This window comes from Klebsiella sp. K47 (assembly GCF_051858335.1).
GTDB lineage: Bacteria > Pseudomonadota > Gammaproteobacteria > Enterobacterales > Enterobacteriaceae > Klebsiella > Klebsiella pneumoniae.
This window is the reverse complement of the sequence record NZ_JBPYUI010000014.1, coordinates 42192-60645: the sequence shown is the minus strand read 5'-3', so window position 1 is coordinate 60645 and position 18454 is coordinate 42192. Positions and strand designations below refer to the sequence as shown.

The window sequence follows — 18454 nt, the reverse complement described above, 5'->3', positions numbered from 1 at the left end:
CAGCTTCGCCTGTCAGGAGTCAACTATGCACGTTGTAAGCCGCTACACCGCCGCGGAAGCCGCGGCAACGATCGACCCCCGCGGCCGCGCTATCGCCCTTAGCATGGTCATCGCCGCCGGGGCCTTGCTGTTAATCATGCCCCCGGTTATCGGGGTGACCGGCACGCTGAGTCTGCTGACGGCGCTGATTGCGGCCTTTAGCGTCGGGTGGGGATTCACACGCGGACAATCCTGGCTTTATCGCTCACCCCTGGCGGCGACGCGCTGGGCCTTTCTGCTGTCAGCGGCCGGCTGGCTGCTGGCGCTGGTGGCCTGGTATGGCGGGCAGGACTGGCCGGCACTGCTGCCGGGCGTGGCGTGCGGTGGGGCGGGAGCGGCTGTCGCCTGGCGCATTGCGGCGGGTAGGACGGCGCTGCCGGGGATGCGGGTCAGCGGCGCCACGGTGCTGAGCGTAGCTATCGCCATCGCGGCGACGCTGCTGACCTGGCATACTGCGGGGGGAGGACGCCATGGCGTCTGCTTTGCCTTCGCCGTGCTGCTTGACTGGGCGCTGCTCGGCGCGCTGATGGTGCGGATCCGCCAGCAGGAGAGTGCGGCCTGATACCAGACGCGGTCTGGTCCAGGATCGGCGAATCAAGCGAGACAGGGTAAGTTGTCCCGCCCGGCGTTAAATATCTTCTACACTGTTACAGGCATCACATTCCTGTGCGGTCGGCACTCCTGCCGGCCGCCGTCGGCGTTCAGCCCAGGCACGGCCTGCAGGCTGGTTATCCTGAAAGAGGAGTCTGTAATATGGCATTTGTCACCACCCAAGACGGCGTCAACATTTACTTTAAAGACTGGGGTCCAAAGGAAGCTCAGCCGATTGTCTTTCATCACGGCTGGCCGTTAAGCGCTGACGACTGGGATAACCAGATGTTATTTTTCCTTGCCGAAGGGTTCCGGGTCATCGCTATCGATCGTCGGGGTCATGGCCGCTCCGATCAGGTTAGCGAGGGGCACGATATGGACCATTACGCGGCGGACGTTTCGGCGGTGGTGGAACATCTGGATCTGCACAATGCGGTCCACGTCGGGCACTCCACTGGCGGCGGCCAGGTCGCCCGCTACGTCGCCCGCTACGGCCAGCCGCAGGGGCGGGTGGCGAAGGCGGTGTTAATTAGCGCCGTCCCGCCGCTAATGGTGAAAACCGAGCAGAATCCGGGCGGGACGCCGATCGAGGTGTTTGACGGTTTCCGCAAAGCGCTGGCGGCGAACCGCGCCCAGTTCTATCTCGACGTCGCCTCTGGCCCGTTCTATGGCTTCAATCGTGATGGAGCAGAGATATCCCAGGGGACGATCCAGAACTGGTGGCGACAGGGGATGATCGGCAGCGCTAAAGCCCATTATGAAGGCATTAAGGCGTTTTCAGAGACCGACCAGACGGAAGACCTTAAGTCGATCACTTTGCCGGTGCTGGTGATGCAGGGAGATGACGACCAGGTGGTGCCCTATAAAAATGCGGCCATCCTGCAGGACAAGCTGCTGCCGAAAAGCCAGCTGAAAATTTATCCTGGCTTCCCGCACGGGATGCATACCTCCCACGCCGATACTATCAACGCCGATCTGCTGGCGTTTATCCGCGCCTGATCTGCCCTATTTGCCGGGCAGAGTGCCGTTAATGGCATTCCGCCAGCGCCCTGGGCGCCAGTCGCCTGGGGCGCGCCGGTTGACGTGCAGAGGAAATCTGCTTAACTCATGGGGTACCTGACGACTATTTTCCCCTCGCAGGATAAAACGCCGGGTTTCTCTGCGGAAACCCGGCGGAATTCTGCGCAAGAGACAAGTGAGAGACAATGAAATTAGCCGGACTTCATCCCGACGAGCAGCGTCGCCTGCAATCGCTACGCTCTTCCGGGCTGTTGAATAGCGGAAAAGAAGAACGCTTCGATCGCCTGACCAGGCTTGCCCGTTCGCTGTATAACCTGCCGGTGGCGTCCATCAGTCTGGTGGGGGAAGATCTCCTGCATATCAAGTCCTGTGCCGGTCTCGATGTGGACACGGTGCCGAGAGATATTTCATTTTGCGCCCATACCATTCTGCAAACCGACCCGCTTATCGTCAACGACATGCAGCAGGACGAGCGCTTTCACGATAACCCGCTGGTCATTGAGGCGCCGTTTATCCGCTTTTACGCCGGGTATCCGGTGCAACTGCCGGATGGCGCGACCGTCGGGTCGTTCTGCCTGATGGATCACCAGCCGCGATCGTTTTCCGCCCATGAAATGCAGATCTTAAGCGATCTGGCGGCGATCGTGGAGGATGAGTTCAAGGTGCTGGATGCGGCAACCTCGGATGAGCTGACGGGACTGTTTAATCGCCGGGGGTTCCTCACCCTGGCAGAGTATGCCCTGCTGACGGCCCAGCGCCGCCATGAGCCGGTGAGCCTGGCGTTTGTCGACCTCGATCGCTTCAAGCACATCAATGATACCTGGGGGCATGAAGAGGGCGATCGCGCGCTGATCGCCATCGCCGACTTGATGAAAGCGGCCTTCCGCGAGTCCGATATCCTCGCGAGGCAGGGGGGGGACGAATTTATCATTCTGTTCGCCAATACCAGCCGCCACGATGCCGCGACGGCGATGGAGACGCTCAGCCACAACGTGGCGCGTTTCAACCAGCAGGCGGCCAATCCCTGGCAGCTGGCGTTCTCCTGGGGCTGCGTCGAATACGATCCCGCCAGCCATCCCAGTCTCAACGCGCTGGTGGCCACCGCCGACCGCCTGATGTACCAGGCGAAGCAGAAGCAGGGACGCGAGCGCCGTTAATCCTTTGCGGCGGTGGCACTCAACAGGTACTGCTGCGCCTGCTGCCGCTTCTGCGCATAGCTGCTGAGCAGCGCCTGCTGCGATTTCCCTTCGTTATCGTAAAACAGGCCGCCTTCGTCGGCGATAAAGCGATAATGCTGTTCCAGCTGGTTTATCACCCAGTCAATGCGTTGCAGGGTGAGTAAGGTACAGGACTGACCATGCAGGTCGTCTTCAATATCCAGCACATGTGAGCGAAAGGCCTCTACGGCAAACAGCCGGCTCAGCGCGGCAGGGTCCGCCAGCGCCGACTCCCAGCGCGCCGTCAACTGCTGAAAGTGAGCCTGCACCAGCGGGTCAGCGCGCCGGGCGCGAAGCCAGACGAGCTTCCGGCGGTAGCTTTCGACCGCCAGCCGCTTCATCTCGCGATATTGCGCCAGCTGCTGTTCGGCGTCAGGGATCCTGGTCATCAGCCAGCTAAAAAAGAAGCGAGTCTCAAAACGTTCGACAAAGTGGAACAGCGGGTCGGCCAGACCATTGCTGTTGAATTCTCTCAGCGGGTCGAAGGGATACATATAGCCAAAATCGAACAGCCACAGCTGCTCCTGCCGGTCCACCAGCAGATTCCCGCTACAGAGATCCCACTCCATCAGCCCCTGTTCTTCGCAGGCTTCCAGAGTAGTAAATAGCTGGGCGATCAGCGGCGGGGTTAACTGGTGTATCGGCTCGCCATCGATCCAGGGGGAGAGCAGGATGCCGAGGCGATAATCGGCATACAGCGTTGGGACGATGTGGGTGAAGCGCGGCGCGGTGACCGGGTCATCCTTCAGCTGTTGCAATGCCTGCCGACGCTGTACCTCATTTAAAAACGACAGCTGGCCGTTGAGGTTGGCAACGCCGGCGACGGCGCGACGTTTCTTTAAATTGTACTCCTTGCCGGCGATGCGCAGACGATAAACCTCGCCGGTCAGGCCTGAGCCGTATACCTGCACCACATAGGGGGAATCGGGGCCCAGTGCGGCGAGGGTCTCCGGCGGCAGCGGGCAGTGGCTGACGTTGCCGACGATAAGAGGTTCTCCGCTGCGATCGAACGCCTGCTGTTGCTGTTGTCTGAGGTTCATGGTGCCTCCGGGTATAACGTTAGACAGAGTGGATAATCCACGCTATCTCACCCGCAAATGATAGTGAATTCATCCTACTGGCAGGCGCTTTTTCAGGCTGAGCTGGGGTGCGCTCACGGAGGACACGCGGGGCGTAGGAAGGCGGTAGGGAAAGGCAAGCGTCTGGAACGCATACCTGGTGTCGTTGTCAACGAGGTGCTTGCCAGGCTGGATGCGATGCTGAGTTAACGTCAGCGATGCAAAAAAGCAAAAAGCCTGCTCGAAAGCAGGCTTCTTAAATTTGGCGCCTCTGACTGGGATCGCCTTAGCCATTAACTGGCTGATTGGTAAGCTAAACCTAAAATTGGGCTTGTCAAGACCACCAGAATGACCACCTTTTTGTGCATGGGTCATTCTGGTCAAAGAGCCTTGGTATGACATCATGATTGATACGCTTTGACCTGCCCCCAGAGTTAGATACAACCGTCAGTTAGTAAGGTCGGTTTGTTTACCTTCACATTTTCCATTTCGCCACCGTGCTGCAAACTCTGATGGCGTCTGATAATTCAGTGCTGAATGTGGACGACACTCGTTATAATCCTGCCGCCAGTCATTAATGATTTTCCTTGCGTGAACGATATCGCTGAACCAGTGCTCATTCAGGCATTCATCGCGAAATCGTCCGTTAAAGCTCTCAATAAATCCGTTCTGCGTTGGCTTGCCCGGCTGGATTAAGCGCAACTCAACACCATGCTCAAAGGCCCATTGATCCAGTGCACGGCAAGTGAACTCCGGCCCCTGGTCAGTTCTTATCGTCGCCGGATAGCCTCGAAACAGTGCAATGCTGTCCAGAATACGCGAGACCTGAACGCCTGAAATCCCAAAGGCAACAGTGACCGTCAGGCATTCCTTTGTGAAATCATCGACGCAGGTAAGACACTTGATCCTGCGACCGGTGGAAAGTGCGTCCATGACGAAATCCATCGACCAGGTCAGATTGGGCGCCGCCGGACGGAGCAGCGGCAGACGTTCTGTTGCCAGCCCTTTACGACGTCTTCTGCGTTTTACGCCCAGGCCACTGAGGTGATAAAGCCGGTACACGCGCTTATGATTAACATGAAGCCCTTCACGGCGCAGCAACTGCCAAATACGACGGTAGCCAAAACGCCTGCGCTCCAGTACCAGCTCAGTGATGCGCCCTGATAAATGCGCATCAGCAGCCGGACGGTGAGCCTCATAGCGGCAGGTCGACAGGGATAAACCTGTAAGCCTGCAGGCACGACGTTGCGACAGACCGGTCGCATCACACATCAGCATCACGGCTTCCCGCTTCTGGTCTGTCGTCAGTACTTTCGCCCAAGAGCCACCTGAAGCGCCTCTTTATCCAGCATGGCTTCGGCAAGCAGCTTCTTGAGTCTGGCGTTCTCTTCCTCAAGCGACTTCAGGCGCTTAACTTCAGGCACCTCCATACCGCCATACTTCTTACGCCAGGTGTAAAACGTGGCATCGGAAATGGCATGCTTGCGGCAGAGTTCACGGGCGGGTACCCCAGCTTCGGCTTCGCGGAGAATACTGATGATCTGTTCGTCGGAAAAACGCTTCTTCGTGGGGATGTCCTCATGTGGCTTATGAAGACATTACTAACATCGGGGTGTACTAATCAACGGGGAGCAGGTCATGTGGTCGAAACATATATGCTCAACTACTTCCTTAACACAATGCTGAATTGATTGTGCTTCCCGATCATGTATAGACCGATCCAACAGATATAATACCGTCCTTTGATTCTTGTTATCGTTAAGGAGGCTGAGGCAATAAAGTCCTGGCTGGAGGTTCCATGCGGTAAAGATTCTGTGGTGTGGTACCCCGCACAGGGAGACGGATACGTCGGGATGCTGCGTACGGCTCTATGACGCACCTCTGGTTTCCTGGATAACCTGATGTCGCTATATATCGGTTAAGTGTGCGCTTGTTTTCCGTTCGGCAAAATAGTGTGCGGGTGTACTGCCCATGGTTTTTTTGAACATGGTGATAAACGCATTGACCGATTCATACCCCAGATTAGCTGCAACATTCTGAACCGAAACGCCGCTAGCCAGTTCCCGGAGAGCAATTATCAGTTGCAGTTGCTGACGCCAGCGTCCGAACGTCAACCCGGTTTCGCGCAGCATTAAACGCGCGAGAGAACGCTCGCTAAGCGCCAGTCTTTTTGCCCATGTTTTGAATGTGCTTCGGTCGTCAGGTTGACTGACCAGAGCATCGGCCATGGCGCGGATTTTAGGATGCGACGACACAGGGAGGCTCAGTTTCTGCTGAGGCATGGTGGCTAATTCATCAAGTGTTACTCTGGTCAGTCTGGCGAGATGGCTTTCTGGTGGGTATCCGACGCCCTCGTGGGTTAAACGGGCAATGAGTTCTTTGATCAGACCAGAAATGGCCAGAGTGCAGCATCGCTCCGGCAGCGCGGCGGCTCCAGGCTCGATAAAAAGATAGTTGAGATGCGCATTCCAGGTAGCTTTTGCGCTGTGCGGCACTCCCCCGGGGATCCAGACGGCACAATCAGGCGGCACGATCCAGATATCATTTTCGGCGCGACAAATGACCGCTCCATAGAGGGCAATAATCAATTGCCCTTTGCGGTGCGTATGCACAGGCACTTCGGCCGCGTAATCGACAAAATCCAAATGACGCGCGACTGCGGGGCAGGAGGTGGTATCCGGATCGAACAGCGTATTGGCGAGTGGGGGTAACATAGATTGGCAACATTTAGGTATTTTTTGACAGAATAGAGTATTTAAGTGGATATGCAAGCCGGTAATAATTTCCGGCATGAAAAAAATTAACGCGAGTTACTTTCATTTTTTACACACGATATGCCATCGTCTTCGCGGTATGGCTTCTCCTTCACTACTGAATGATGCGAACGCTCTGCTCTATTCGGCGAAGAGTTTTACCGCTGCGATGCTCGCATACTATATTGCATTATCAATTGGTCTGGAGCGGCCTTCCTGGGCAATTATCACCGTATATATTGTTTCCCAAACCTCCGTCGGAGCATCGCTAAGCAGAAGTTTGTATCGTCTGGTGGGAACGGTAATTGGCGCTGGCATGACGGTATTAATTGTACCCACGTTCGTGAATTCCCCCGTATTTTGCAGCGTGATACTGGCAGGCTGGATTACATTCTGCCTCTATTTGTCCTTGCTGGAACGTACGCCCCGGGCCTATGGTTTTGTCCTTGCTGGTTACACTGCGAGTCTGATTGGCTTCCCTGCTGTATCCGATCCTGGCGCGATTTTTGACATCGCTATCACTCGTGTACAGGAAATCATGATCGGTATCTTCTGCGCGACACTTATTCATCGCTATGTATTGCCCGCGCGCATCTCAGGCCAGTTCAACAGTAAATTATCGCAGACGCTGCTCGCGGCGCGACAGCGTATCGCAGAGACTTTAATAGGCAAACCCGATCCTGTTTCCTCGCCGCTGCATATGGCACTGGCATTGCAGTTCCTGCAGGGCATCAGCCATCATATCCCTTATGATTTTGCGTTCTCTGTACCGGTCCGGCAAGCGAGAAAAAGGCTTCATGACAGGCTTGCGCGATTAGTCATTGTTAACTGTGAGTTACGTGACCGTTTAGCGCTGATAGCGAAGATACCTGTCGATGTGCAAATTTTAATGGATGATGTTGAGGTCTGGCTGGCCTGCAAAGATGAAGGAAAATTTAAAAGCGAGGGGGAAGCGCTCAAAAAACGCAGTGAAAAATTACTGCAGCGCTATGTCGTACATGAGTTGACGTTTGTAGAAGCACTGCATGTAAGTTTTATGCGCTACCTGACAGAGGCCATTGTCCTCGTGCAGCAGTGCTATCGTCTTTCGGATGCCATTCATCACGCGAATCAGATGCCTGCGCACTCAGAAATGAATACCGTGAAAGGGTATGTATTCCACCGCGATCCTCTTAGTGCTGCCCGCACCGCATTGGGCGCTTTCACCATCATTTTGAGCGGCTGCATGGTGTGGATTTTCTCGGCATGGCCTGATGGCGGTACGGCAGTATCTATCCTTGGCGTTTGTTGCACACTGTTTGGCAGCTTCGATACGCCTGCCCCGCATATTGTGAAATACATCATTGGTTCCCTCTGGGGAGTTGTGATAAGCCTGATCTACAGCTTCGTTCTCCTACCGCAAGTCAGTGATTTTATCGTGCTGGTAGTGGTTCTAGCTCCGGTATATCTGCTTGCCGGATCGCTCCAGGCAAGGCCGCCCACCACGTTTATGGCGATGGGGATCACACTGACGCTGCCTATTTTGTGCGAGCTGGGTGCTCATTACAGCGGGGATTTTGCCGTGGCGGTGAATACCTCTATCGCATTATTTTCTGCAACTGGCTTTGCGGTATTCAGCATGGGCTTTCTGCAGACTGTGCAGGCAGATGCGGCAATAAAACGCCTGCTTAAATTATGCCAGCGCGATATTAACCGCAGCGTGAAAGGTGTGTTGAATACTGATGAAACTCTCTGGATCAACCTGATGATCGATCGGGCTGCGTTGGTACTGCCGCGTTTGCCGCGCAGCGGACAGTCATCAGAACAGGCATTGAATCATCTTTTGCACACCCTGCGTATAGGCCTGTGTGTAATGCGATTACGCCGATGGGATGCGCATGCAGACAAAGAAATAAAAGAGGTTCTCACTTGTCTTACACACCCGACGGATATTAACACCTTACTTGAACGGATTGTCAGCCTGACTGAGCGTAGCCTGTCCGTAGCAGATGAACTATCGCGGCATCATGTTAATCAACTGGTTGATCTGTACTGCGCATTAAGCACTCAGGAAATGGAGCCTGCCGATGATCAATGATTTCAATATTGAGGGCGTTTTTGTACCCGGTCTACTGTTAATTTCCCTCGTCGCGCTCACCTGTACGCTATTACTCGTGCAGCTTTTCTCGCTAAGCAAGGGTTACCGTCGCTTGCCGTTTCGCCCGATGATCGATTTTTCCATCTTTATTATTACTTTTTACCTGTTGTTGCAGGGACTGACCGAACTGGGGTTTTTAAAATGAAATCGTTATTTTCTCTACTGGGCCGCTATTTGCTGACGCTCAGCGCTGTGGCGGTTGCTACGCTTTTGGCTTTTATTCTCTGGAAACATTATGTGCAAACCCCCTGGACCCGCGATGGTCGGGTTCGTGCGGATGTGGTCCAGATTGCGCCGGATGTCTCTGGACCGGTTCTGAATGTGGCCGTCCGCGATAATCAGTGGGTTAATCGGGGCGATGTTCTCTATTCCATTGACCCGCACTGGTTGAGGTTGGCAGTGGTCAGCGCCCAGGCTGATGTTGAGGCGAAACGTCATGAAATGCTGATGCGCCAGGATGCGGCGAGGCGACGCTCTCAGATTAAAGGGGTGATTTCCAGCGAGGATTTACAACAAACAGCCAGCGCAGCCAGCGTCGCTGCGGCTAATTACCACGGTGCACTGGCTGCGCTGGACCTTGCAGAGCTTAACTTATCGCATGCTATTGTTCGGTCTCCGGTTACGGGCTATGTCACACATTTGCGGCTTCGCCCTGGTGACTATGCCACAGCTGGAGAAACTAAAGTTTCCATCATTGATGCCAATAGTTTTTGGGTGGTTGGCTATTTTGAAGAGACTAAGTTGCAACATATCCGCACGGGAAATACTGCACACATTACGCTGATGGGATTTAAGCCGGTGATCACGGGTCATGTTGAGAGTATCGGACGCGGAATAGATGATAACAATGACGAGACCGGGGGGCTTGGCCTGCCTAATGTCGAGCCAACCTTTAGCTGGGTGCGGCTCGCGCAGCGTATCCCGGTTCGGATTCATATTGACAGATTGCCGGAGGGAGTTGAATTGGTGGCTGGACTGTCTGCGAGTATATCCATCACACCATAATAAAAAGTATGGTTTCTATTGAGGATTTATGCAGAACTTAGGGATTGTCAGCTCTTGAACTATATGCCTGATGAAAACGTATTTCTAGTAGAGTAATTCTAAGGTTTCGGTTATGAAAAACAGAAAAGATTTTGTAAATGACTTAATTATCTGGATAAACAAAAATATAGAGATGCCACTAAAAATTGATGATGTGGCTATCAGGTCCGGATATTCAAAATGGCATTTGCAGAGACTGTTTTTTTCTGAAACAGGGCGGAGCCTGGGAGGTTTTATCAGAGAGAAAAAATTATGTCTTATTTTAGAGGCTGTTATCACAACAAATGAACCTTTGATAAATATCGCGATGCGATTTGGCTTTGACTCTCAGTAATCATTAACCAGGGCATTTCGGAAAAGGTATAATGTCCCACCGCACCGGTATAGAAAAAATGCCGTAAATATTAAAAGCAAGTCTTCTAGGGAGCAGGGTAATTACTCGTATCATAAGGATGATTTTTTAAATCTTTAGTAACTATCTGAATTATGGACGGGTTCATCTAGTAATCATGGCCTTAGTACCTCAGTTATAGATTTGTTGAACGAAATGAAATCACTCATTTATTTCATTGTAAATGAATCTAAGTCTTTCTGCGCAATGTATGTTTTCGTGTTTTTGCATGTGTAATGTATTGGAGAGTAAATTTTGGATTCATTAATTGGAATATAATTACGAACTGGATTGGCCCCTATATTTCCATACACCATTTATCACTTAACCCATTACTGGTCCGACGCCGCAGATATTCACGCGGTGAACGGTACCCCAGCGCACTGTGCGGATGCCATTCGTTATAGTGTTCGAACGCCACCGCAAGGTACCTCGCTGCTGTCAGCCCATCCGGTTTTGGCATGATGCTGATGTAGTCCCGCTTCATCGTTTTTACGAAGCTCTCGGCCATACCGTTACTTTCCGGGCTGCGCACTGCTGTTGTTTTCGGCTCCAGACCCACCATCTTTGCGAACCGGCGTGTTTCGTGAGCCCGATAGGCCGAGCCATTATCTGTCAGCCATTCAACCGGGGTCGGCGGTAGCCGGTTTCCGAAGCGACGCTCCACCGCACCCAGCATCACATCTTGTACCGTCGCGCTGTCGTACCCTCCGGTACTCGCCATCCAGTGCAGCGCTTCACGATCGCAGCAGTCCAGTGCAAAGGTAACCCGCAGTTTCTCTCCATTGTCGCAACGGAACTCGAACCCGTCGGAACACCAACGTCGATTACTTTCTTTTACCGCTACCTTGCCCGTGTGCGCCCGGTTTGATACTGCCAGTGCGGACCTGTGCTCAAGTAATAACGCATGCTGACGCATGATCCGATAGACTCGTTTGGCGTTAATAACTGCGATGCCTTCATTTTCCGACTGTCTGCGCAACAACGCCCATACCCGCCGGTAGCCGTAGGTCGGAACTTCACCGATAACAGCATGGATACGGTTCAGTGCTTCCGTATCGTCGGGCTGACGCTTGCGTCGGCGATCCTGCCAGTCAGCCGGGCGGTGGGTTATCGCATGAAGCTGCGCACGTGAGACCCGCAAACAGCGACTGACGAAGCTTATTCGCCACCCTCAGGTAACAAGGGTACGTGCGCTATCCACTTTTTTTGCCGGCCAATATCTACGGCTTCACGCAGTAACTCAACTTCCATCGTTTTCTTACCCAACATACGCTGAAGCTCTTTGATCTGCTTCATGGCTGCGGCCAGTTCCGACGCGGGAACAACCTGTTCACCGGAAGTGACAGCGGTAAGACTGCCGTCCTGATATTGCTTACGCCAGAGGAACAACTGACTTGCAGCAACACCGTGTTGACGGGCAACCATCGACACAGTCATACCTGGCTCGAAGCTCTGCTGAACGATAGCCATTTTTTCCTGCGGGGTACGTCGTCTGCGGCGCTCAGGGCCTAAAACGTCGATCATCCTCAACTCCATGACTAGTCAAAAACTAGCATTAAGACTATCACTTATTAAGCGAGTCAAAGTGTCTGGATATTCAAGGGGCTAGTCTACGAACTCATGTGTGTATTTAATGGTTGGATAAATTAAGGTTAATCTATTTTGCACGTTTTGGATTCGATCGAACCTATGCAGGTCGGCTAAATCCTCCTTGAATAAGGAGTGGCTTTTATGTATGTGTGGGGTTGTGAGCAATTAAGTACTGTTTTGTTTTTACATTTCTAATGCTTGGTAATTGATGATATGTATTTATAGCCGTAATGCAGAAATATAATATCCCTTGAGGTGACAAGGAAAAAAGAGCCAAAAAAACTAATTATGTCCGTATTACTGATTTTAGAGTCCTTAATACGGACATTTGGGTTTGGTAAAATTCACTTGCGTCAATCCGACATTGATGTGGGGGAACCGCGTACGAGTGCAGTTTTTAACGTATCACCACTGAGCCTGTCGGTAATGCCTTCGTCAGATGCCCATTGTTCGAAAATAGATAGTAGTTTGTACGGTTTACTAATTAATGGACGGATGACTTCATTGTTTTTAAAGGCCAGCCAGAAAAAACGAGATAGTGGTGTTGATATTCGCGTTGCAGATAATGGGGGCACTCTGCTATTGGTTATGATTTCAATGACTTTATCAAGTTCAGCATGTCGAATAACAAACCAGGCATCCCGAGGTAAAATATGAGCCGGGAAATACTCTTTCCCCAGGTAATTATTTATCCTCTTTGAGAATATCTCTTTATGTACATATGGTGAAATGTTTTTAGGGAGTTGCATAATTTTTTGTGTTATTCTTTCTTCCCATGTCATTTTATCGAATAGTTGAAATGGTTCTCCTTGTAAGCTAACTGTTATGCCATGATTAAAATCAATAGCTCCTGTTACAGGCAATGGTATTTTAAGAGATTGGGAAAGTAATTTTTGTACTAGAACATATTCATATCCAATCAATAGAGTGTCAATCACTCTCTCTGTGGGAATGATATATTTGCCAGTAGTGCTAACAATAAAATTATGTCCTTCAATAAACACTTTTTTGTCAAGAAGGCATAAACGATTTATTGATGACATATCACATGGTCTGAGCCTTACTTTGTAGCTCGATCTCTGTATTTTTCGTAATGTAATTGGCGACTGAAAGTAAATAGAGAGATGAATGCTGCCATGTAATGCATGCCTGTAAATATCACTTTTTTTTAATTTCCAGTCCTTTTTTATTTATCACTTCGACTGCTTCACGGATAGTCAGCCAGTCAGGCGAACTATAGTTTGTATTTGATAGTGTTTGTTTCTTTGACATAGTGGTTTTCCTCTATTTCTATTTTTTAAAAAAATACCATGAATTTTCCAGTGAAATTAATTTCATGGTGCGGGATCTATTACGTTATAATATTTGGATTATATTGATACGGGGGCTTCTTAGCGTTTCAGTCCCCCATATCCGGCCTCATATTTCGCAGTGATTGAAAAGAAGAACAAATATCAGGTTAAACTAATTCAATTCTCAAACATTATTTAAGTTGAATGGAAGACATTACATAAATCTGTCTGCTCCGCCTGATGCTTCAATTGTCTGTCCAGTAACAAACTGATTCCTCCCAGAAAGTAGGAACGTAGCAATTGCAGCAATATCTTCAGGAAGTCCAAAGCGGCCCACAGGCGTTTTCTCTTTACCCAGTAATGCCATTACCTCTTCGTCTGTTCTGTCAGCCAGTTCAGGACGACGATTGCGAACATTCGGTAGCATGTTCTGCGCCCAGTTATCCGTCGCGACAGCACCCACTCCGATCGCATTGACCAGAATGCCATCCGGAGCCACGCTAAGTGCTAAACTACGGGTCAGGTTGTTGATAGCGGCGCTCAGTGCGTGTGAGACGGTAAGTTGCGGATTAGGGTAGATACCGCCAATGGATGAGATATTGACAATACGCCCCCAGTTTCGTCTCTGCATCCCGGGGATGATTACCTTACAAAAACGTCGCATGGCGGAGAATTTGGTCTCAGTCATTATCTGCCAGTCTTCTTCCGAAGTGGTTAACAGCGTGCCCGCATGGGCTCTTCCGGCATTGTTCACCAGTAAATCAATACGCTGAAAAACTTTTTCCGCTTGTTCAACCACTAAAGAAGGTAGTTTGGGATCAGTCACATCCCCGGCAATAGGCAGCACCGAAACACCGTATTTCTCTGAAATTTTTTTCGCAGCAAGAATCAGCTCAGGTTCTCGTCTGGCCACCATGACTAAATGCACACCATTCACGGCCAATTCTTCACAAATGCTGAAACCAATTCCGGTATGGGCTCCAGTTACCAGAGCCACTTTTCCAGTCAGTTTTAAATCCATTTGTTGCTCCTCAAGTTAAGCACAGTCAATAACATGAGCAGTATTAGTAACAAATCTCTTTTTCAGGAGCTTGTGCATCAGAATTCAGATGTCTGAAAAAAGCGGTCAAAGAGTTGGGTGTCGCCTTTGCTTATACTCCAGACAATATTGAGTTTAGTGCCAGGAGTGGTCAATGCGTTCGGACAATCACGAGCTTTCTTCTACCAGGATTCTTATGCTGGGAATTATTTGTTGTATTGTTGTGGCTAATATTTATTTTAATCAATCTGTCCTGAATTTAATTGCCGGATCATTTCCCAATGAATGGGGAGCTGTTTCTTTGATCCCCATGGTCACCCAGGTAGGCTATGCGGTGGGCTTATTCTTTCTGATCCCCCTGGGCGATTATATTGAACGTCAGCGGCTTATCCTGCGTCAAGCGCAGGTGCTTTTCCTGGCAATGATCGGCATGATGTTATCCCCAACGGCGACAGTGTTGGTGTTCTTCTCCTTCCTTACCGGGATGGCTGCAACAGTAGCTCAACAGATAGTGCCGCTTGCCGCCTCGCTCTCAAGAACTTCTGCACGAGGTAAAACCGTTGGTACGGTGATGAGCGGTGTCCTGGCAGGTATCCTTGCTGGCCGGGCTATCGGAGGCCTTATTGGTCAGTATTTCGGCTGGCGTGGCGTCTTTTTGTCCGGCGCGATCATGACATTGCTGGCTATATTTTTCATCATACGCATTTTGCCTACTCAGTCGTTGTCAACGCCAAAGTTTAACTATCTGGCGGTATTACGTTCATTAGGACTGCTGTGGAAAAACGAGCCGCAGGTGCGTGGTGCAACTCTTACACAAGCAATGCTGTTTGCCTCCTTCAGCGTGCTGTGGACCGTGCTCCCTTTCTGGTTAGCTTATCGCTACGATTACGGTGCAGGGATAACCGGCGCCCTAGCTGCTTTGGGGTTAATCGGTATTCTGTGTGCGCCTCTGGCGGGAAGTTTCAGCGATCGTCAGGGACCATTCCGAATGGTTGTTTTTGGTGTGATACTCATGCTGCTAGCCTGGACTGTTTTTTGGAGATGGAACAGTATTGTGGGTATGGTGGTGGGCATTCTACTACTGGATGCGGGTGAGCAATGTGTACTGATAGCTAATCAGCACACGATTTATTCTTTGCGTCCGGATGCCAGAAACCGTCTTAATACATTATTTATGTGCGTTATGTTTATTGGCGGAGCATGTGGCTCACTGACTGCCACCTGGTTATGGGAGACAACTCATAGCTGGGCGCTGATTTCTTCAGCAGGGGGCGGACTCGTGATCATGGGGATGTTGATAGCCGTAAAACGTAAATATTCAGGCCCCTATTCGGGCACATAGCGCAATAGCACTTCTTACATCCGTCGCATTGTCTGAGTCATCAACATCATGTAAAGCGTCCTGTATCAATTGTTTAGCAGCCCATTTTTCCCCGGCTTCAGCCTGCAATGTCGCCAATGAATAAGCAATACGGAGGGCCCAGCCATGAGCCTGTTGCTGACGCGCTTTGTCCAGGGCCTTCTCCAACAGCAGGCGTTGCTTCTGAGGAGGTAATTGAGTGGCAGAAAGACGCATCAGCTCAGGCGTGCACCAGTTTTCATGATCCTGGTGGGTGGCTCTCAGCGATAACCCGGTATCAATTTCTGACAACAAGGGGGAATATTGCCAATCTAATCCCATCGCCCGCAACGAGCTAAACAGTGTAGTTTGACTAACATCGGTATGACTGAACTGTTTGGCCCAAACAAGAAACAGCTCGCCGTATGTCTTCCAGAAATATAAATCATGCCTTTTTGCCAGATGAATAAGCCAGTTTGCGGCCTTTATAACCCAACGCGGATTACGATCCAGTGCTGCTGTCATACAAGCGCCTTCAGCCAGTGCACAGCAAAGAGAACAGACATGCTGCAAACGAGCGGCTTTTTTAACACCGCGCCATGCCATCTGTTTCGCGGCCTTATACTCACCCTGTAACCAGAGTAAACGAGACAGAAAGGCCTGACCGGCGCTCTCTTGATCAAGACCAAAACGGAAAGAGTGGCTTAATTCACCATGTTCATACCAATCAAGAGATTGCTGGAGATAATCACGCCCGACATCATGACGGCCCAAAAAATGCAGGGATACACCGAGAATACGCAGCCCGGTTGCCATCGCCTCCTCGTCGGTAATGGACCGTGCTAGCTCGCACATAGATTGCGCATGCTCAAGCGCTTTATCCAACTCGCCAGTACGCAGATAATACAACCATAATCCGTAATGTGCCTGTAAACGTATTTCTTTGTCGTCGAGCTTTTCTGCAATTGTCAGCGCGGTTTTCCAGGCTGAATGTGTTTCAGGCGTAGGGCCTTTTGCCCAGGTTGACGCCTTACCTGCTACAGCGCTGAGATTCATTCTCTGGCGTAGCGTTAATACTACCTGCGAAGTATTTTCATAAAGCAGAGGATAAATATGGCGCTGACATTCATCGTATAGTGAATATTCAATCCAAAAAGGGGTCATCGCTTGTAATATCTTAAGCCCCTTAGAAGGATCGGCCCCCTCAGTCAACGTTTGCTGTAATACACTCCGCAAATCATTAAGCATATGGCTATAACGTTCACGCCACTGTCCCGTTGGCAGCATAAACCAATCACCTTGGGCCTCTTCTACCAGAACTTTATAATAACCGGCAAAACGGGCCTCAAGAACAGTATATTCACCCTGTTGCCTGAGTTTATCGCATGCGAACTGGCGCATGGTTTCCAGCAGGCGGAAACGGGTCTCTGGTACCTGAGTACTGACCTGAATCAGGGATAAAGCCAGTAATCTTTGCAGATCGTCAACAACCTGCCAGCGATGCTTGTCTTTAATCAGCAGAAGGTCGCTTACTGATTTCACACTGAACATATCGGTATAGATCCCCAGAGAGCAAAATAATCGTTGTTCACGTGTGTTGAGCAACTGATAAGTCCACTCCAGCGCGGTCAGTATTTTCTGATGTCTGGGCTCCAGAGATCTGTGCGTATTGCTCAATAGCTGGAAACGGTCTTCCAGTCGGCTATAGATCTCTTTGACACTCATGACTGGCAGACGGGAGGCCGCAAGTTCAATCGCCAACGGCAAACCGTCAAGATGACGGCATAACTCGCCAATCAAAGACAGTTCGCTGGCTGATGGATGGTAATCATGTCGATTTGCCTGCCCGCGTTCGATAAAGAGGCGGACACTGGAAAAATTCAGTAACTCTTGGGTATCAGCCTCTTCGCTCTCAGGAACTTGTAATGGTGGTAGTAGATATTGTTGCTCGCCGGCAACCTGCAACGCTACCTGGCTGGTCAACAACAGTTTGATATGGGGAGCCAGGTGCAGGAGCAACGTAATCACTGGTTCAAGTTCATTAATTACATGTTCACAGTTATCAATCAGCAGTAAACATCGACGCCGTGCAAGCTGTTGCCGTGAATCGGCATCATTATGAATGGCAGCTAATGGAAGATGGAGCGCTTGTGAAATAACGGATAGCAAGCTGGATGCTTCGGTGATGTGAGCCAGTTCAGCCACACATATTCCATCAGGAAAATGCGTGTGTGTAAGACTGACGACTTCCCATGCCAGACGAGTCTTACCCACGCCCCCTGAGCCTGTAATCGTCACCAGACGGTATTGATCCAATAAGGCGCATAATTCCTGCACAGCTTTATCACGCCCCAGAATCGACGCTAGAAAAGGGGTAATAGCGGGCTCAGGTATTTTTGATTTAGAGAGCGGTTCAGTTGGCGATTTGTTGATATTAAAGCGATAACCACAACCAAATTCAGTAACCAGTAGATGGCGGTCATGTCCCAGTATGCGGCGTATAGCTGAAATTTGTGCCTGAAGATTATTTTCTTCGACGATTTCATTTCCCCACACTTGCGTAAGTAAAGATTCTTTACTTACGGCTTTACCTCTGGCACTCACCAGAACAACCAGAACATCAAAAGCTCTGGCAGAAATTCTTACTGGCTTACCCCGATGTAACAGAATCCTTAGCTGTGGCCAGATTTGCCAGTCAGCAAAGTGAATCTCATCAATTGATATCATAGTGTTGAGATCTTCTGTTTTGAGCATCACGAACTCTCGCTATGGAGTAAGCCATTTCTAACGAAAGCGGTTATCAGAATCAGGCTACATGTTGAATGTGTTGCATCGGAGTATCACTATTCAATACCACTTTTACCGTTAATGATTATAAAGCCAATAGTGCTATGTGGCATAGCTTTGCGATCAAACTGGTGATGAAAACTGAACTTCGACG

General features: G+C 50.6%; 16 protein-coding genes. 8 read left to right on the top strand and 8 right to left on the bottom strand.

The window, feature by feature from the left end:
• Positions 1 to 25 precede the first annotated feature (25 nt).
• The 3 genes from RRF55_RS15155 (at position 26) to RRF55_RS15145 (ending at position 2807) form a co-directional block, all read left to right on the top strand.
• Positions 26 to 601 (top strand): hypothetical protein, encoded by a 576-nt coding sequence (locus tag RRF55_RS15155; RefSeq protein ID WP_038435464.1) that lies wholly within the window; start codon positions 26 to 28, stop codon positions 599 to 601.
• A gap of 191 nt (positions 602 to 792) precedes the next feature.
• A complete protein-coding gene (locus RRF55_RS15150; protein WP_087828071.1) occupies positions 793 to 1629 on the top strand; it encodes an alpha/beta fold hydrolase in 837 nt (278 codons plus the stop codon).
• A gap of 206 nt (positions 1630 to 1835) precedes the next feature.
• Positions 1836 to 2807 carry a sensor domain-containing diguanylate cyclase gene (locus RRF55_RS15145; protein WP_002911798.1) on the top strand — a complete coding sequence of 324 codons (972 nt, stop codon included), beginning with the start codon at positions 1836 to 1838 and terminating at the stop codon, positions 2805 to 2807.
• Here the strand turns inward: RRF55_RS15145 and RRF55_RS15140 are convergent.
• The 4 genes from RRF55_RS15140 to RRF55_RS15125 form a co-directional block, all read right to left on the bottom strand.
• On the bottom strand, positions 2804 to 3907 hold the full coding sequence (locus tag RRF55_RS15140) for an AarF/UbiB family protein (RefSeq protein ID WP_087828072.1): 1104 nt from the start codon (positions 3905 to 3907) through the stop codon (positions 2804 to 2806). The two genes, RRF55_RS15145 and RRF55_RS15140, sit on opposite strands and share 4 nt — an antisense overlap.
• A gap of 69 nt (positions 3908 to 3976) precedes the next feature.
• A complete protein-coding gene (locus tag RRF55_RS15135) occupies positions 3977 to 4300 on the bottom strand; it encodes a hypothetical protein (RefSeq protein WP_170925912.1) in 324 nt (107 codons plus the stop codon).
• 72 nt (positions 4301 to 4372) lie between these two features.
• Positions 4373 to 5499 (bottom strand): IS3 family transposase gene (locus tag RRF55_RS15130; protein ID WP_087830698.1). Its coding sequence is split into 2 segments (ribosomal slippage): positions 4373 to 5235 and positions 5235 to 5499, totalling 1128 coding nucleotides; the frame shifts between segments, so codons are not numbered across the junction.
• A gap of 333 nt (positions 5500 to 5832) precedes the next feature.
• Positions 5833 to 6639: an AraC family transcriptional regulator gene (locus RRF55_RS15125; RefSeq protein WP_004899307.1), complete on the bottom strand. Its 807-nt coding sequence runs from the start codon at positions 6637 to 6639 to the stop codon at positions 5833 to 5835.
• A 76-nt stretch (positions 6640 to 6715) separates the two neighbouring features.
• Here RRF55_RS15125 and RRF55_RS15120 point away from each other — a divergent pair, with 76 nt between their 5' ends.
• The 4 genes from RRF55_RS15120 (at position 6716) to RRF55_RS15105 (ending at position 10193) form a co-directional block, all read left to right on the top strand.
• Entirely contained in the window at positions 6716 to 8755 is a 2040-nt protein-coding gene (locus RRF55_RS15120; protein WP_016529980.1) for an FUSC family protein, read from the top strand.
• The gene (locus RRF55_RS15115) at positions 8745 to 8960 is read left to right on the top strand and encodes a DUF1656 domain-containing protein (RefSeq protein WP_004899298.1); all 216 of its coding nucleotides are present in this window, start codon (positions 8745 to 8747) and stop codon (positions 8958 to 8960) included. The genes RRF55_RS15120 and RRF55_RS15115 overlap by 11 nt, the downstream gene beginning before the upstream one ends.
• The gene (locus tag RRF55_RS15110) at positions 8957 to 9820 is read left to right on the top strand and encodes an efflux RND transporter periplasmic adaptor subunit (RefSeq protein ID WP_087830699.1); all 864 of its coding nucleotides are present in this window, start codon (positions 8957 to 8959) and stop codon (positions 9818 to 9820) included. Before RRF55_RS15115 ends, RRF55_RS15110 begins: the two co-directional genes overlap by 4 nt.
• A 112-nt stretch (positions 9821 to 9932) precedes the next feature.
• Complete coding sequence (locus RRF55_RS15105; protein WP_225314219.1) at positions 9933 to 10193, top strand: helix-turn-helix domain-containing protein; 261 nt, start codon at positions 9933 to 9935, stop codon at positions 10191 to 10193.
• A gap of 355 nt (positions 10194 to 10548) precedes the next feature.
• Here the strand turns inward: RRF55_RS15105 and RRF55_RS15100 are convergent.
• The 3 genes from RRF55_RS15100 to RRF55_RS15090 all read right to left on the bottom strand — a co-directional run bounded on the left by RRF55_RS15100 (position 10549) and on the right by RRF55_RS15090 (position 14156).
• Positions 10549 to 11777 (bottom strand): IS3 family transposase gene (locus RRF55_RS15100; protein ID WP_369736495.1). Its coding sequence is split into 2 segments (ribosomal slippage): positions 10549 to 11426 and positions 11426 to 11777, totalling 1230 coding nucleotides; the frame shifts between segments, so codons are not numbered across the junction.
• Positions 11778 to 12196: 419 nt separating this feature from the next.
• Positions 12197 to 12847 (bottom strand): hypothetical protein, encoded by a 651-nt coding sequence (locus RRF55_RS15095; protein WP_307721195.1) that lies wholly within the window; start codon positions 12845 to 12847, stop codon positions 12197 to 12199.
• A 502-nt stretch (positions 12848 to 13349) separates the two neighbouring features.
• Positions 13350 to 14156, bottom strand: a complete 807-nt coding sequence (locus RRF55_RS15090; RefSeq protein ID WP_016530710.1) for an SDR family NAD(P)-dependent oxidoreductase — start codon at positions 14154 to 14156, stop codon at positions 13350 to 13352.
• A 172-nt stretch (positions 14157 to 14328) separates the two neighbouring features.
• Here RRF55_RS15090 and RRF55_RS15085 point away from each other — a divergent pair, with 172 nt between their 5' ends.
• Positions 14329 to 15516, top strand: a complete 1188-nt coding sequence (locus RRF55_RS15085; RefSeq protein WP_130974821.1) for an MFS transporter — start codon at positions 14329 to 14331, stop codon at positions 15514 to 15516.
• Here RRF55_RS15085 and RRF55_RS15080 read toward each other — a convergent pair.
• Positions 15493 to 18267 carry a winged helix-turn-helix domain-containing protein gene (locus tag RRF55_RS15080; RefSeq protein ID WP_004899261.1) on the bottom strand — a complete coding sequence of 925 codons (2775 nt, stop codon included), beginning with the start codon at positions 18265 to 18267 and terminating at the stop codon, positions 15493 to 15495. The genes RRF55_RS15085 and RRF55_RS15080 overlap by 24 nt on opposite strands.
• Positions 18268 to 18454: the final 187 nt, after the last annotated feature.